Source organism: Enterobacter sp. Taxon_2 (assembly GCF_058355295.1).
Map to the genome: position 1 here is coordinate 4,754,081 of NZ_CM178024.1, position 15,257 is coordinate 4,769,337.

General features: G+C 55.7%; 17 protein-coding genes. 7 read left to right on the forward strand and 10 right to left on the reverse strand.

The features are described 5' to 3' along the window. Nucleotides 1–2 precede the first annotated feature (2 nt). From AC4IC4_RS22575 to AC4IC4_RS22590, 4 genes are all read right to left on the reverse strand, one after another. Complete coding sequence (locus AC4IC4_RS22575) at nucleotides 3–707, reverse strand: UTRA domain-containing protein (protein WP_491471914.1); 705 nt, start codon at nucleotides 705–707, stop codon at nucleotides 3–5. 188 nt (nucleotides 708–895) lie between these two features. Next, on the reverse strand, nucleotides 896–1,570 hold the full coding sequence (yiiM, locus tag AC4IC4_RS22580; RefSeq protein WP_090420844.1) for a 6-hydroxyaminopurine reductase: 675 nt from the start codon (nucleotides 1,568–1,570) through the stop codon (nucleotides 896–898). A 71-nt stretch (nucleotides 1,571–1,641) separates the two neighbouring features. Beyond that, nucleotides 1,642–2,262 carry a superoxide dismutase [Mn] gene (gene sodA, locus AC4IC4_RS22585; protein ID WP_003861999.1) on the reverse strand — a complete coding sequence of 207 codons (621 nt, stop codon included), beginning with the start codon at nucleotides 2,260–2,262 and terminating at the stop codon, nucleotides 1,642–1,644. 203 nt (nucleotides 2,263–2,465) lie between these two features. Beyond that, on the reverse strand, nucleotides 2,466–3,014 hold the full coding sequence (locus AC4IC4_RS22590) for a helix-turn-helix domain-containing protein (protein ID WP_491471915.1): 549 nt from the start codon (nucleotides 3,012–3,014) through the stop codon (nucleotides 2,466–2,468). A gap of 102 nt (nucleotides 3,015–3,116) precedes the next feature. On the opposite strand from AC4IC4_RS22590, the gene AC4IC4_RS22595 reads away from it, so the two are divergent. Together AC4IC4_RS22595 and AC4IC4_RS22600 are read left to right on the forward strand one after the other, a co-directional pair. Further along, the gene (locus AC4IC4_RS22595) at nucleotides 3,117–3,776 is read left to right on the forward strand and encodes an AzlC family ABC transporter permease (RefSeq protein WP_491471916.1); all 660 of its coding nucleotides are present in this window, start codon (nucleotides 3,117–3,119) and stop codon (nucleotides 3,774–3,776) included. Next, nucleotides 3,776–4,099, forward strand: coding sequence for an AzlD domain-containing protein (locus tag AC4IC4_RS22600; protein WP_033146957.1), 324 nt, complete (start codon nucleotides 3,776–3,778; stop codon nucleotides 4,097–4,099). The genes AC4IC4_RS22595 and AC4IC4_RS22600 overlap by 1 nt, the downstream gene beginning before the upstream one ends. A gap of 39 nt (nucleotides 4,100–4,138) precedes the next feature. Here the strand turns inward: AC4IC4_RS22600 and AC4IC4_RS22605 are convergent, their stop codons facing one another. Both AC4IC4_RS22605 and fdhD read right to left on the reverse strand, forming a co-directional pair. After that, nucleotides 4,139–4,351, reverse strand: a complete 213-nt coding sequence (locus tag AC4IC4_RS22605; RefSeq protein ID WP_023309747.1) for a YdgH/BhsA/McbA family protein — start codon at nucleotides 4,349–4,351, stop codon at nucleotides 4,139–4,141. Between the two features lie 114 nt (nucleotides 4,352–4,465). Further along, the gene (fdhD, locus tag AC4IC4_RS22610) at nucleotides 4,466–5,302 is read right to left on the reverse strand and encodes a formate dehydrogenase accessory sulfurtransferase FdhD (protein WP_491471917.1); all 837 of its coding nucleotides are present in this window, start codon (nucleotides 5,300–5,302) and stop codon (nucleotides 4,466–4,468) included. Nucleotides 5,303–5,674: 372 nt separating this feature from the next. On the opposite strand from fdhD, the gene fdnG reads away from it, so the two are divergent. The 5 genes from fdnG (at nucleotide 5,675) to AC4IC4_RS22635 (ending at nucleotide 12,332) form a co-directional block, all read left to right on the forward strand. Beyond that, the gene (gene fdnG, locus AC4IC4_RS22615) at nucleotides 5,675–8,725 is read left to right on the forward strand and encodes a formate dehydrogenase-N subunit alpha (RefSeq protein ID WP_090420837.1); all 3,051 of its coding nucleotides are present in this window, start codon (nucleotides 5,675–5,677) and stop codon (nucleotides 8,723–8,725) included. Between the two features lie 12 nt (nucleotides 8,726–8,737). Continuing rightward, complete coding sequence (gene fdxH / locus AC4IC4_RS22620) at nucleotides 8,738–9,640, forward strand: formate dehydrogenase subunit beta (protein WP_008501831.1); 903 nt, start codon at nucleotides 8,738–8,740, stop codon at nucleotides 9,638–9,640. Then, nucleotides 9,637–10,272, forward strand: coding sequence for a formate dehydrogenase cytochrome b556 subunit (gene fdoI, locus AC4IC4_RS22625; protein ID WP_008501832.1), 636 nt, complete (start codon nucleotides 9,637–9,639; stop codon nucleotides 10,270–10,272). The genes fdxH and fdoI overlap by 4 nt, the downstream gene beginning before the upstream one ends. Beyond that, nucleotides 10,269–11,198, forward strand: coding sequence for a formate dehydrogenase accessory protein FdhE (gene fdhE, locus AC4IC4_RS22630; RefSeq protein ID WP_491471918.1), 930 nt, complete (start codon nucleotides 10,269–10,271; stop codon nucleotides 11,196–11,198). Before fdoI ends, fdhE begins: the two co-directional genes overlap by 4 nt. A 219-nt stretch (nucleotides 11,199–11,417) precedes the next feature. After that, nucleotides 11,418–12,332, forward strand: a complete 915-nt coding sequence (locus AC4IC4_RS22635; RefSeq protein WP_491471919.1) for an alpha/beta hydrolase — start codon at nucleotides 11,418–11,420, stop codon at nucleotides 12,330–12,332. A gap of 14 nt (nucleotides 12,333–12,346) precedes the next feature. On the opposite strand, the gene fabY is transcribed toward AC4IC4_RS22635, so the two are convergent. Genes fabY through yihX form a run of 4 tightly spaced genes read right to left on the reverse strand, consistent with a single transcriptional unit; the run spans nucleotide 12,347 to nucleotide 15,241 of the window. Next, nucleotides 12,347–13,288, reverse strand: a complete 942-nt coding sequence (gene fabY / locus AC4IC4_RS22640) for a fatty acid biosynthesis protein FabY (protein ID WP_023309755.1) — start codon at nucleotides 13,286–13,288, stop codon at nucleotides 12,347–12,349. Nucleotides 13,289–13,332: 44 nt separating this feature from the next. Then, nucleotides 13,333–13,770, reverse strand: coding sequence for a D-aminoacyl-tRNA deacylase (gene dtd, locus AC4IC4_RS22645; protein WP_491471920.1), 438 nt, complete (start codon nucleotides 13,768–13,770; stop codon nucleotides 13,333–13,335). Beyond that, a complete protein-coding gene (locus AC4IC4_RS22650; RefSeq protein ID WP_032648442.1) occupies nucleotides 13,767–14,648 on the reverse strand; it encodes a virulence factor BrkB family protein in 882 nt (293 codons plus the stop codon). Before AC4IC4_RS22650 ends, dtd begins: the two co-directional genes overlap by 4 nt. Further along, the gene (gene yihX, locus AC4IC4_RS22655; protein ID WP_024909213.1) at nucleotides 14,642–15,241 is read right to left on the reverse strand and encodes a glucose-1-phosphatase; all 600 of its coding nucleotides are present in this window, start codon (nucleotides 15,239–15,241) and stop codon (nucleotides 14,642–14,644) included. The genes AC4IC4_RS22650 and yihX overlap by 7 nt, the downstream gene beginning before the upstream one ends. Between the last annotated feature and the right edge of the window lie 16 nt (nucleotides 15,242–15,257).

Genomic DNA, 15,257 nt, shown 5'->3' on the forward strand with positions numbered 1-15,257 from the left:
TCTCATTCATCATGAATAACGAGTTCCACTGATTCAAGGCGCCAGTATTCAAAATCGACCTGCACCACTTTTTTATCCTGTGTCGCTCGGTGTTTTTCCACCAAAATTCCGTAAGTATTCGGTGCCACACCCAGTTCTTTGCAGGCCAGCTCCGGCATATTGACCGGTTTGAAGATCATCTCTTTAATGGTTAAGGTATGACCGAATTCATCTTCCCAGACGCTGGCAAACGACTGGTTCTCCAGTTTATGGATATATCCCGGCGCGGTTTCTGCATCAATATATGACTCGTGGTAAAAAACCTTATGTTCATCGAGCCCACACCATCCTGTTACCCGATAGCAATTCTCAGACGCGGGAAACACCCTCTCAACCTGATGCGGTACGCTCTCCATGCTCTCACGGGATAAATAGCCCCAGGAGGGATTTCGCCCCTGGGCACGGGCTTCCGCATTAAAACTGGAGAGGGATTTTGGGTTATAGATAAAGCGCTTAGCAGAAATAAACCAGCCGCTGCGGTTCTTTCTAAATATCCGTGCACCCACCTCCAGCTCAATCAGCACCTGCCGTAAGGTCATGCGTTTGGCATCCAGCAGTTCGCACAACTCGCGCTCAGACGGTAGCTTCGAGCCAGCCGGTAAGTTTTGTTCACTCAGCCAGCGTTCAAAACGCTCCCTGAGCACATCCACGTAGTTTTTTTCTTTCATCCCACATCATCTGGTTTAAACCAATTTGATCATAAGATATTTGAGCCGGAAGAATTCTCAAGTGTTTTTACATGGCCAACACTTTTTTTGTGGGCCATGTATCAGGAATGAAGCAAGGAAAGGTTGAGTACGGTGTAAAAGAAGGGAGCATCCCCCGTTAGCACGGGGGAGACGAACGAAAGAGAAACCTATTTACCCCATAACCGACGGGCATTGTCTTCAATTTTGTTACTGAGCCGCCGTTTTTGCATGGTGCGCGTCCAGCTGGTCGACAACCCCGCCGCTGACAGCAGACGGTGATACTGTTCGTCATCAAACGGCATATGCCAGGCAATGGCGCAGGCGTCATAAACAGACACATCGCTCAGGCGTGATGCCAGCTCAAGCGGTGCGTCCGCTGAAACCTGCCCAGCCAGCACCACACGGTACAGCCAGCCGGTTTTACCCGCGTTTTGCATCTGAGCCGACATGTCATGAATGCCGAAATGGAAGTTGAGCTTGAAGCACGGCGAGCGAGGCTGCGTCACCTGAATCAGGGCATCGCCCCAGCGGTAAATATCACCGATAAAGACGTTTTGCTCGGTCAGCCCTTCGGTCGAGAGGTTCTCACCGAACGCGGGCGCGACAAACAGATCCGCCTGTTCGGGGAATTCGGCTTTCCAGTGCTGATAGTGCTCGCGCGGGTAGTGGCACAGCGCGCGCTCGGGCCCGCCGTGGATTTTCTTTTCGGCCTGCTCGTCACCCGCCAGCCCGAGGTCGGTAAGCGTCAGCTCACCGTCGACCTGAATTTTAGCGATGGCGCTCGGGCGACTGCCGTCGTACTCCCTTACCTTGCCTGTAAACACGTTCACCGGGTAATGCATTGCTGCCTCCATTACGCAGATACAAAAAAAGCGAGTCATAAGACTCGCTTCTCACAGGCGTCAACGCAACCTTATTTTTTAGCGGCGAAACGTGCTGCAGCTTCGTCCCAGTTCACCACGTCCCAGAACGCTTTGATGTAGTCCGGGCGACGGTTCTGGAATTTCAGGTAGTAAGCGTGTTCCCACACGTCCAGACCCAGGATTGGGAAGCCGGATGCGCCAGAGATCGCTTCACCCATCAGCGGGGAGTCCTGGTTAGCAGTAGAAACCACCGCCAGTTTGTCACCTTTCAGAACCAGCCACGCCCAGCCAGAGCCGAAACGAGTAGCAGCGGCTTTTTCGAATTCCGCTTTGAAGTTGTCCACGGAACCGAAGTCGCGCTCGATAGCCGCTTTCAGGTCGCCCTGCAGGGTGGTACCGGTTTTCAGGCCTTTCCAGAACAGGCTGTGGTTAGCGTGGCCGCCAGCGTTGTTACGCAGAACGGTTTTCTTGTCCGCTGGCAGTTGGTCCAGCTTGGTGATCAGCTCTTCAACAGGCAGGTTAGCGAACTCTGGCAGGCTTTCCAGCGCGGCGTTCGCGTTGTTCACATAGGTCTGATGGTGTTTAGTGTGATGGATTTCCATCGTCTGCTTGTCGAAATGCGGTTCCAGTGCGTCGTAGGCATACGGCAGGGATGGCAGTGTATAACTCATAATCCTCTCCATTATTGTCGGGCGGCACAGCTGTTAATGCCGCGTAAGCAGTTGGTTCATTATAGTTAATTAAATGATATTGAAAATGATTATCAATGCCGTAGTTTTTATAAGGTTATTCACATTCTGACAAAAGCTAAAATGGGTAATTCACTCAGGAGGTTAACGGAAGATGCTGCCGCGAAGACGACAGCATTGTCGGGTTAGTTTTGTTCCGCCACCAGCAGCGCGTAAGTGTCTGGCTCCAGGGCCTTAAAGATGTGCGGCTGGTCGGCGGGATAACAAATGTAATCCCCTGCGCCGAGCTCTTCCGCCGCGTCAAGCAGGCCAACCAGCGCCCGTCCCTGCGTGACAATGATATGCTCAACCGAGCCTGGCGGATGCGGCTGGGAAATACGGTCTGCACCCGGCTGGGTCATCAGAAGATACACATCGCGGCGCGCGCCGGGGGGGCATGCGGCCAGTAAAATAGCCTCGTAATTAGCCTGTCCGGCGACCACTTTCGTCCCTTCACCGCGGCGGATCACCTGTGTGGTCGGCAACTGCGGCTCAAGCAGGCGGGCGAAAGGAATATCCAGCGCCACGCAAAGCGACCACAGCGTTTCCAGGCTAGGGTTACCGTTGCCGGACTCCAGCTGGGAAAGGGTGGATTTTGCGATCCCGGCACGACGGGCAATTTCCGCCAGTGAAAGCCCGGTTCGCAGGCGTTCTCGCACCAGATTTTTGGCGATCAGGCTGATCGGCTGCGTCATATAACGGCCTCTTGTTCTATAAAACGAACGAATCGTTCGTCTTGAAAATCAGTTTCGTTGCGTTCATTATAATGGATACACGTTCGATATGGCTAAAATTGTATGAAGCATCATCTCTCTTGCCTGAAAGGCGACACCATAAAAGCAATTATCCTGGTCTGCCTCGCGGTGGGCGTGGTCGGGATGTCCTACGGCTCCCTGGCGATGGCCTACGGTTTCCCGGTCTGGGTACCGTTTGTACTCTCCATCACCGTACTCGCGGGCGCGTCAGAGTTTATGTTTATCGGCATTGTGGCAAGCGGCGGTAACCCACTGGCAGCCGCAGCCGCGGGGTTGCTGGTCAACGCGCGGCACGTGCCGTTTGGCGTGACGGTGCGTGAACTGGTAGGCAAACGCGGTCTGAGCCTGTTGGGCTGCCACATTATGAACGACGAAAGCGTGGTGTTTGGCCTGTCGCAAAAAACCGCCGAGCAGCGTAAGGCCGCCTACTGGCTGTGCGGCTTAGGCGTCGCCATCGTCTGGCCGCTCGGTGCGCTGCTGGGCGCAATGGTTGGCAAACTGTTACCTGACCCGGAAACCATCGGCCTGGACGCGGTATTTCCGGCCATATTGCTGGCGCTGGTGGTTCCCGCATTTAAAAACCGTACCACGCTGATCCGCGCCTGCAGCGGGGCCGCGCTTTCACTGGCTGCCGTGCCGTTTGCCCCGGTAGGATTACCGGTGCTGCTCTCTTTACTGGGTCTTACTGCGAGGAAAAAATAATGGGAAATATGACGTTTTTTATTCTCGGCATCGCCATTTTGTCTGCGGGAACGTATCTGATGCGTCTTGGCGGGGCGAAACTGGGCAGCAGGCTGGCACTGTCAGAACGCTCTCAGGCGCTGCTTTCGGACGCGGCAACAGTGCTGCTTTTTTCCGTGGCGCTGGCAACCACGTTTTATGAGGGCGACCATTTTGCCGGTATGGCGCGCGTGCTGGGCGTGGCGTTTGCGGTGTTTTTGGCCTGGAGAAAGATGCCGTTAATTGTGGTGATCGTGGCGGCGGCAGTGGTAACCGCGCTGCTGCGCGTGGCGGGCATAAACTAAAAAAGCGCCCCGGGGGCGCTCTTTCGACGGTGTGACAGCTTATTTCGTCAGTTCAGCGGTCATGTGTACGCGGTTACCTGAGAACGCCTGGGTAATTTTGTAAGATGACGCGCCGGCTTCCTGAGCCTGAGCCGCGATTTTCGCTTCTGCGCCATCAATGGTTGACGCGGTTGCGGTCACGGTCTGAGCAGCGAAAGAACCGAAAGAAGTAGCCAGAGCGATTACAGCGACAAAAGTTTTGATGCTTTTCATAATATAAACCCTTTCATTAAGTTGTTTAGGTAAGGCACCGTGCCTTGATGAGATAAATACTAGACCTCATCATGAACAACTAAAAGCGGAAGGATTTGCTATTATTATTCAAAATTATTGATTGAGTATTAATCGCTGTGGATGGGTATAAATGGTTGCCCTTCCCGGCTTGCAGAAGCCCACCAGCGTCAGGTTACAGCGCTCCGCCACCTCCACCGCCAGCGTCGTTGCGGCTGAGACCGCAAACAAAATTTCCACACCGCACATCGCGGATTTTTGCACCATCTCATAGCTGGCGCGGCTGGAAACGAGAGCCGCCCCCTGCTTCCAGACGTCACTTTCACGCGCCCGGCGCCCCAGCAGCTTATCCAGCGCCACATGGCGGCCAACGTCCTCATGCCCACCGGCAATCTCTCCCGACGGCAACACCCATGCCGCCGCGTGCGTACAGCCGCTCAGCTGGCCGATGGGCTGTACATCGTTCAGGTGCTCAAGCGCATGGTCGAGGTGAGCCAGATTAAAGGTCTGAGTAAACGGCAATGGCGCAACGGGTTTACCAATATCATTGAGTTGCTCTACGCCACAGACGCCGCAGCCGGTACGCCCGGCCAGCGCGCGGCGGCGCTCTTTCAGCCCCATAAAGCGGCGGCTGGAGAGTTCGATTTGCACTTCGAGACCGTTGCAGGCCTGCACCACATCCATGCCGTAGATGTCTTGCGGATGCTCGATGATGCCTTCCGAGAGGGAAAAACCGATGGCGAACAGCTCAAGATCTTTTGGCGAAGCCATCATCACCACATGCGAGATACCGTTGTAAACGAGCGCAACGGGCACCTCTTCCGCCAGAAAATCCGGCGTGGCATGGGTGATGTGGGGCGGTCTGTGTACCGACAGTTCCACAATGCCCGCAGGCAGTGGTGACGAGTGGGGAGCACGGTTTTGTTTAGACACAGCGGTATTCCTGAACAACCACGGACGTGAGCCTGCTATTGCAGCATAATCCACAGGCGTTACGCATAGTATGGATCAACTTTTCGACAACCATTCTCCTACTCATTTAGCAGGGGTGCAACCTGCCACCGGCTACACCGCTTTAACATGCAGAGCTGTTAATGTGATCAATATCACACTTTATAATCAACATGGTGATAATACGTTCACTTTGTATTAACGCCATTAGAACAGCGGTACCGACAATGTGGTATTCTGATGATATCCCTCGTGGAATTGAGGGATTAACGCAAATTTTTCTCCTTTGCGGTCAATTCTCAACCGCGAAGTTAAAACTACATATGTAAGCAATGTCGAAACAAGGAGTGACCCATGCAGGTCAGCAGAAGGCAGTTCTTTAAGATCTGCGCTGGCGGTATGGCAGGCACCACGGCAGCGGCACTGGGCTTTGCGCCCGGCGTAGCGCTGGCGGAAACGCGGCAGTATAAACTGCTGCGCACCCGTGAAACCCGTAATACCTGTACGTACTGCTCTGTCGGTTGCGGGCTGTTAATGTATAGCCTCGGCGACGGTGCTAAAAACGCCAAAGCGTCTATTTTCCATATCGAAGGCGACCCGGATCATCCGGTCAACCGCGGCGCATTGTGCCCGAAAGGGGCCGGTCTGGTGGACTTTATCCACTCCGAAAGCCGCCTCAAATTCCCTGAATATCGTGCGCCTGGCTCCGACAAATGGCAGCAAATCAGCTGGGAAGAGGCGTTTGATCGCATCGCAAAACACATTAAAGAAGACCGCGATGCCAACTTTGTTGAGAAGAACGCCGACGGCGTTACGGTCAACCGCTGGCTCTCCACCGGGATGCTGTGTGCCTCTGCTTCCAGCAACGAAACCGGTTATTTAACCCAGAAATTTACGCGCGCACTCGGTATGCTCGCGGTCGACAACCAGGCGCGTGTCTGACACGGACCAACGGTAGCAAGTCTTGCTCCAACATTTGGTCGCGGTGCGATGACCAACCACTGGGTCGACATCAAGAACGCCAACCTCATTGTGGTGATGGGCGGTAACGCCGCTGAAGCGCACCCTGTCGGGTTCCGCTGGGCGATGGAAGCCAAAATCCACAACGGTGCGAAACTGATTGTGATCGATCCCCGCTTTACGCGTACTGCGTCAGTGGCGGATTTCTACACCCCTATTCGTTCAGGTACTGACATCACTTTCCTGTCAGGCGTACTGCTGTACCTGATGACCAACGAAAAATACAACCGCGAATACACCGAAGCCTATACCAACGCCAGCCTGATCGTGCGTGAGGATTACCACTTCGAAGATGGCCTGTTCAGCGGTTACGACGCCGAAAAACGCAAATACGATAAAACCAGCTGGAACTACGAGCTGGATGAGAAAGGCTTTGCAAAGCGCGACACCACCCTGCAACACCCGCGCTGCGTGTGGAATCTGCTGAAAGAGCACGTCTCCCGCTACACGCCGGAGGTTGTCGAAAACATCTGTGGTACGCCGAAGGCGGACTTCCTGAAGGTGTGCGAGCTAATCGCCGAAACCAGCGCGAAAGATAAAACCGCGTCGTTCCTGTACGCCCTCGGCTGGACGCAACACTCCATCGGCGCGCAGAACATCCGTACCATGGCGATGGTTCAGCTGCTGCTCGGCAACATGGGGATGGCAGGCGGCGGCGTGAACGCCCTGCGCGGTCACTCCAATATTCAGGGTCTGACCGACCTCGGCCTGCTGTCTCAAAGCCTGCCGGGTTACATGAACCTGCCAAGCGAGAAACAGACCGATCTGCAAACCTACCTGACGGCCAGCACGCCTAAACCGCTGCTTGAAGGCCAGGTGAACTACTGGGGCAACTATCCGAAGTTCTTCGTCTCCATGATGAAAGCCTTCTTCGGCGATAAAGCGACGGCGGAAAACAGCTGGGGCTTTGACTGGCTGCCGAAGTGGGACAAAGGCTACGACGTTCTGCAGTATTTCGAGATGATGCACCAGGGCAAAGTGAACGGCTATCTGTGCCAGGGCTTTAACCCGGTGGCCTCGTTCCCGAACAAGAACAAGGTTGTTGAGTCTCTGTCGAAGCTGAAGTTCCTGGTGACGATTGACCCGCTCAATACCGAGACCTCGACCTTCTGGCAGAACCACGGTGAATCGAACGACGTCGATCCGTCGAAGATTCAGACCGAAGTGTTCCGTCTGCCGTCTACCTGCTTCGCGGAAGAGAACGGGTCTATCGTTAACTCCGGACGCTGGCTGCAGTGGCACTGGAAAGGCGCGGACGCCCCGGGCATCGCCATGAACGACGGCGAGATCCTGGCCGGAATCTTCTTGCGCCTGCGTAAGATGTACGCGGAAGAAGGCGGCGCGAACCCGGAACCGGTCCTGAACATGACCTGGAACTACTCGACGCCGGAAAACCCTGCGCCAGAAGAAGTGGCGATGGAGAGCAACGGTAAGGCGCTGGCGGACGTTATCGACCCGGCCACCGGCACCGTACTGGCGAAGAAAGGCGATCAGCTCAGCACCTTCGCGCATCTGCGCGATGACGGTACCACGTCAAGCGGCTGCTGGATCTTTGCCGGTAGCTGGACGCCGAAGGGCAACCAGATGGCCAACCGCGATAACGCCGACCCGTCAGGCCTTGGCAATACGCTGGGCTGGGCATGGGCGTGGCCGCTCAACCGCCGCATCCTCTATAACCGTGCGTCCGCTGACCCGCAGGGCAACCCGTGGGATCCGAAGCGTCAGCTTCTGAAGTGGGACGGCGCGAAATGGGGCGGCGTGGATATTCCGGACTACAGCACTGCCGCACCGGGCAGCGACGTTGGGCCGTTTATCATGCAGCCTGAAGGGATGGGGCGTCTGTTCGCTATCGATAAGATGGCGGAAGGTCCGTTCCCGGAACACTACGAGCCGTTTGAGACGCCGCTGGGCACCAACCCGCTGCACCCGAACGTGGTCTCTAACCCGGCTGCCCGTATCTTCAAGGGCGACTTTGAAGCGCTGGGTAAAAAAGACAAGTTCCCGTACGTGGGTACCACCTACCGTCTGACCGAGCATTTCCACTACTGGACCAAGCACGCGCTGCTTAACGCCATCGCGCAGCCGGAACAGTTTGTGGAGATCGGCGAGAAGCTGGCGAACAAGCTCGGGATTGCCCATGGCGATACCGTGAAGGTCTCCTCTAACCGCGGCTACATTAAAGCCAAGGCGGTGGTGACCAAGCGTATTCGCACGCTGAACGTTCACGGTCAGCAGGTGGATACCATCGGTATTCCGATTCACTGGGGTTATGAGGGCGTGGCGAAGAAAGGGTTCATTGCGAACACCCTGACGCCATTCGTCGGCGATGCGAACACGCAGACGCCGGAGTTTAAGGCCTTCCTCGTGAACGTGGAAAAGGTGTAACGGAGACGACTTATGGCTTATCAATCTCAAGACATTATCCGTCGTTCCGCGACTAACGGTTTCACGCCCGCGCCTCAGGCGCGGGACCACCAGCAGGAAGTGGCGAAGCTTATCGACGTGACCACCTGTATCGGCTGTAAAGCCTGTCAGGTGGCGTGTTCAGAGTGGAACGATCTGCGTGACGAAGTGGGTCACAACGTCGGGGTGTACGACAACCCGGCGGACCTGACCGCCAAGTCCTGGACGGTGATGCGTTTCTCGGAAGTGGAGCAGAACGACAAACTGGAATGGCTTATCCGCAAAGACGGCTGTATGCACTGTGCGGATCCGGGCTGCCTGAAGGCATGTCCGTCAGAAGGGGCTATCATTCAGTATGCCAACGGCATCGTCGACTTCCAGTCCGAACAGTGCATCGGCTGCGGCTACTGCATCGCGGGCTGCCCGTTCGACGTACCGCGACTGAACCCGGAAGACAACCGCGTCTACAAATGCACCCTGTGCGTGGACCGCGTTACCGTCGGCCAGGAGCCTGCATGCGTGAAGACCTGCCCAACCGGCGCTATCCACTTTGGCTCCAAAGAGGATATGAAAACGCTGGCAGCAGAGCGCGTGGGCGAGCTGAAAACCCGCGGTTACGACAACGCGGGCCTGTACGATCCGGCCGGGGTTGGCGGTACGCACGTGATGTACGTGCTGCACCACGCCGACAAGCCGAACCTGTATCACGGCCTGCCGGAGAACCCGGAAATCAGCGCCACCGTGAAGTTCTGGAAAGGCATCTGGAAACCGCTGGCAGCGGTGGGCTTTGCTGCCACCTTCGCAGCGAGCATCTTCCACTACGTCGGCGTTGGTCCGAACCGCGCGGAAGAGGAAGACGACAACCTGCATGAAGAGAAAGACGAGGTGCGCAAATGAGAAAACGTGACACCATCGTGCGCTACACCGCGCCGGAACGCATCAACCACTGGGTCACCGCCTTCTGCTTCATGCTGGCGGCGATAAGCGGGCTGGGGTTCTTCTTCCCATCCTTCAACTGGCTGATGCAGATCATGGGGACACCACAGCTGGCGCGCATCCTGCACCCGTTTGTGGGCGTCATTATGTTCGCGTCGTTCATCATCATGTTTTTCCGCTACTGGCACCATAACCTAATCAATCGGGATGATATCTTTTGGGCGAAGAATATTCGTAAGATCGTCGTCAACGAGGAAGTGGGTGATACCGGGCGTTATAACTTCGGCCAGAAATGCGTATTCTGGGCGGCGATTATCTTCCTGGTCCTGTTGCTGGTGAGCGGCGTGATCATCTGGCGTCCGTACTTTGCGCCTGCTTTCTCAATCCCGGTGATCCGATTCGCGCTGATGCTGCATTCATTTGCCGCAGTGGCGTTAATTGTGGTTATCATGGTGCATATCTACGCCGCCCTTTGGGTGAAAGGCACCATTACCGCGATGGTGGAAGGATGGGTAACCAGTACGTGGGCGAAGAAGCATCACCCGCGCTGGTACCGTGAAGTCCGCCAGAAACAGGAAAAGTCATCTGAATGAGTATTCGCATAATCCCGCAAGATGAGCTGGGGTCGAGCGAGAAACGCACGGCGGATTATATTCCGCCGTTGTTATTCCCCAGACTCAAGAACCTCTACAACCGCCGCGCAGAGCGTCTGCGCGAGCTGGCAGAGAACAACCCGCTGGGCGATTTTCTGCGCTTTGCCGCGCTGGTCGCCCACGCGCAGGAAGTGGTGCTGTACGACCATCCCCTGCAAATGGACCTGACCACGCGCATCAAAGAAGCCAACGCGCAGGGCAAGCCGCCGCTGGACATTCACGTCCTGCCGCGCGACAAGCACTGGCAGAAGCTGCTGCATTCGCTGATTGCCGAGCTTAAACCCGAGATGAGCGGTACCGCGCTGGCGGTCATTGAGAATCTGGAAAAAGCGTCCGAACAAGAGCTGGAAGAGATGGCGAGCGCGCTGTTTGCCTCTGACTTCTCGCTGGTGAGCAGCGATAAAGCGCCGTTTATCTGGGCTGCCCTGTCGCTCTACTGGGCGCAAATGGCAAACCTGATCCCGGGCAAAGCGCGCGCCGAATACGGCGAAGCGCGCCAGTTCTGCCCGGTCTGCGGCTCCATGCCGGTATCGAGCATGGTGCAAATCGGCACCACGCAGGGGCTGCGCTACCTGCACTGCAACCTGTGTGAAACCGAGTGGCACGTGGTGCGCATCAAGTGCAGCAACTGCGAGCAGACCCGCGATCTGAACTACTGGTCGCTGGAAAATGAAGACGCGGCGGTGAAAGCCGAAAGCTGCGGCGACTGCGGCACTTACCTGAAGATTCTGTATCAGGAAAAAGACCCGAAAGTCGAAGCGGTGGCCGACGATCTTGCCTCGCTGATTCTGGACGCGAAAATGGAGCAGGAGGGCTTTGCCCGCAGCTCGATCAACCCGTTCCTGTTCCCGGGTGAAGGGGAGTAATTCCCTGTGACAGTGCCGGGCGGCGCGTGCTTGCCCGGCCTGAAATTCGACAGCAAGACCCGCCGCCTTTCATGCCAGATACCTTCCATTCTCGTTGAGAGACGCGTTATCGCCTTTGCGAGGCGCTTTCCAGCTTGTTGCCCTCAACAATATTCTTGTTTTCTTTTGAATCAAACCAGGCTATAAAACTGTTCATCCATACAGTAAAAGGGAATTTTCATGGCGCTGGAACAGGGTATTGCACAACTGGTTCAGGGATTTATCGCTGCGGGTCGGCCCTCGTCACGTCGCCAGAGCATTGAGGTGCGACGAGCAGGCTATATTGCCAGCACGGGGCTTGCCGGGGAGACCGAAACGCGCGTACAGGTGGAGACGCTTGTTCTTGAGGGTCTTACCATTCGGGTATTTTCACCTCTCAATGCACCTGAAATATTGCCTGCAGCCATCTACTATCACGGAGGATGCTTTATCAGCGGCGGCTTTGATACCCATGACAACCAACTTCGTCAGTTAGCCTGCTACAGTAACTGCCGGGTTATTGCGATCCAGTACAGGCTGGCGCCGGAGCATACCTTCCCCGCCGCACATGACGATGCGGAAAGAGGTGCGGAGCTGGTATGGCAATATGCGGACAAATTAGGCGTCGACAGGAACCGGCTCACCCTTTGTGGAGACAGCGCGGGGGGACATCTTGCGCTGGTAACGTCATTGCGGCTCAACGCGAAAGGGCGATGGAAACCCGCACAGCTTATTCTTATCTACCCAATGCTCGACGCTACCGCCAGTTTTGAAAGCTATGCTCTCAATGGCACGGATTACGTTATCACCCGGGATACCCTGCTCAGCGGGTATGAAATGTATCTCGCAGAGACTGACCGTCAGCATCCCGAAGCGAGCCCGTTGTGGCGCGATGATTTTTACGGGCTTCCGCCAGTGCACATCATTACCGCAGAGTACGATCCGCTCTGTGATGAGGGAGAAATGTTGTATCAGCATCTGACTGAGCAGGGTGTGAAGTGTACCGCTCAGCGCTGGCTGGGCGTCATCCATGGCTTCTTTCAGCTTGGCGGCATCAGCCAGTCAGCGCGAGATGTTATGCGGGATATCGCCGGGCGGATTCAGCACGCCCGGTAAGAGTGAACAGGAGATTACTCCTCCTCGTTCCCACCCTCTTCATACGCGCCGAAGGGCTTCGCCGGAAGAACGATATAGGTGCCTTCAAACACCGCGCCCGGTGTTTTATCGCCAAACAGTTCAACCTGCATTTGGACGCGAGCCTTGCGGCCACGTGCCAGACGGTCCAGATCGCCGCCCAGTGACCCCAGATCGGCCACCGCGCTCGGCTTGCCGCTGATCGGTGCGCTATAGCGGATGTGAGCATCGGCCAGAATGATGGTGCCACCCAGATGTCGCTCGCGCAGCATCAGCCAGATCAGCCCCCAGCCGGTGAGCGTGGCCAGTGAGAACAGGCTGCCGGCAAACAGCGTGTGGTGCGGGTTCTGATTGCCGGTTTCCGGCATGGTGGTAATAAATTTTTGTCCGGTGTACTGCTGAATGCGCACGCCCATTTTTTCACTGAGCGGAATGTGCTGATACCAGGCCTGCTGGAGCTGTCCGCACCAGTCGGCGCGATGCAGAATATCGTCCAGCGTGGCGATGGGTTTGATCATCAAAAAATGACGAATCGGCGTGGTTTGCGGGGTCGTGATTTCCCCCTGATTCACAAAACCGAGTTTGGCGAAGAATTCTACGGCATCTTCGCGGGCGCTACAGGTGACGCGCTTAACGCCTTCCTGACGGGCGACGGACTCCAGGGTCATCGCCATTAGCGTCCCCAGACCTTTGTCCTGCACGGAGGGATGAACCGCCATAAAGCGAATAGACGCTTCGTTATCGGCGTTGATATACAAACGCCCGACGGCGACGAGGTTACCCTCCTCGTCCATCACCATCTGATGGTGGGCCATCGCGTCCCAGGCGTCGCGTTCAGAGCCTTTTGGCTGATGCAATGGCTTGCGCAGCATTTCCCAGCGGAACTGGTAATAAGCGTCTAACTCTTCTTCCGTTTGCGGTACTCGAAGGTGATACATAGCTGTACTCTCTCTTGTTACCCGCGGCCATGCCGTAAGTATGCTCATACCTGGAGCCAGAATGTGACGGGGCCATCGTTCACCAGCGACACCTGCATATCTGCAGCGAATCGTCCGGTTTGCGTATTCATTTCCTGCTGGCGACAACGCTCAACAAAGTACTCGTAAAGTGCTTCTGCACGATCCGGCGCGGCGCCTTTGGAGAAACTCGGGCGCATGCCGCGCTCGGTATCCGCTGCCAGCGTAAACTGGGAAACTACCAGCACGCTGCCGCCCGCCTGCTGGACGTTCAGGTTCATCTTGCCTTCCACATCGCTGAAAATACGGTAGCCCAGCACGCGCTCACATAAGCGGTTGGCTTTTTGTTCGTCGTCATCCTTTTCGACACCTAACAACACCAAAAGTCCTGGGCCAATTTCACCCGTCACCTCTCTCTCCACGGTGACGCTGGCACGGGTTACGCGCTGTATCAATGCAATCATGGTTGGTCTGCTTCTTGTTGTTTTTCAGCTGCTGCTGCTTTTTTAAGTTCGCGGTATACACCGAGAGTGACAGTTATTTCAGCACCAAGCAAGACGATACACCAGGTCCAGTAGACCCAGACAAACAAAATGGGGATCACCGCCAGCACGCCGTAAATCAGCTGATAGGACGGAAACATGGTGATGTAGAGGGCAAACCCTTTCTTACCGAGCTCAAAGAGCAACGCCGCCACCAGTGCCCCCACGACAGCATCACGGTTAGGCACGCGCGTGGTCGGTACGACGCTATAGAGCAGCCAGAACGAGAGCCACGACAGGATCAACGGAAAGATGCGAAGCGCATTATCAATTACGCCGTTTAAATCACTCGCCCAGCGCAAGGAAAGGAGATACGAACTGATCGCCAGGCTCGCCCCAGCCAGCAGCGGCCCCAGCGTGAGGATCATCCAGTACACGGCAAAGGAATAGACCTTTGGCCGCGCTTTTTTACTCCGCCAGATCGTGTTCAGCGCGTTATCGATGGCGTACATCAACAGCAGCGCGGTGACGATAAGCCCGCATGCCCCCACTGCCGTCATCTTGCTGGAATTGGCGACAAACTGCTCAATGTAGTTCTGGATGACATCCCCGGTTGCAGGAATGAAATTCGCGAAGACAAAATGACGAAGCTGCAGGCTGACGTCCGCAAACATCGGAAAGGCGGAAAACAGGGCAAAGATAACCGCCACCAGCGGTACTAATGAGAGCAACGACACGTAGGCGAGGTTACCCGCCAGCGTGGTCATATTGTCCTCATCAATACGGTGCCAGAGCAGTTTCAGCCAGGCCCGCAGCGGGCGAGTATGGTGCGTGGCTTTTTGATGAACGGTTTTTAGCATAGCTGCTTCGCAAAGTAGTTTGGTATCGTCTCTTTTCCGGTCACCAGAATTGACGTGATACCCAACTGATTAGCTCCCTCTATATTATCGGCGTTGTCATCGAAAAAGACCGCATCGGCCGCGGTGAATCCCTCTGACTGCAGAACAGCCTGGTAAATTCGCGCTTCAGGCTTACGCATACCCATCTCCTGCGAAAGATAGATCTTATCTGCCGCCGCTTTAACTTCAGGGTATTCCTCAGGCCAGAACGTCGTGTGCAGACGGTTGGTATTTGATAGCACAACGACCCGATGCCCCTGCTCGCGCAGTTTGTGCATGATGTCGATCACCTCAGGCCGAATGGCGACAAATACCGCCTGCCAGCCGTGGGAAAACTGCTCGTAGCTTAACGGTAGATCCATCTCCTGACAGAAACGTTCCGCGAATTCCTCATCACTGATCTCGCCCCGCTCATGCTGATGGAAGGTCTCGCCCATCGCGAAATTTTGCTTTAACGTTGCCAGCGGCACGCGGCTAAAGTCGCTCCATGCACCCAACACGCGATTAAAATCGATATCGACGATGACGTTTCCTAAATCAAAGATATAAAGCATGTTTATCTCCTGCTCG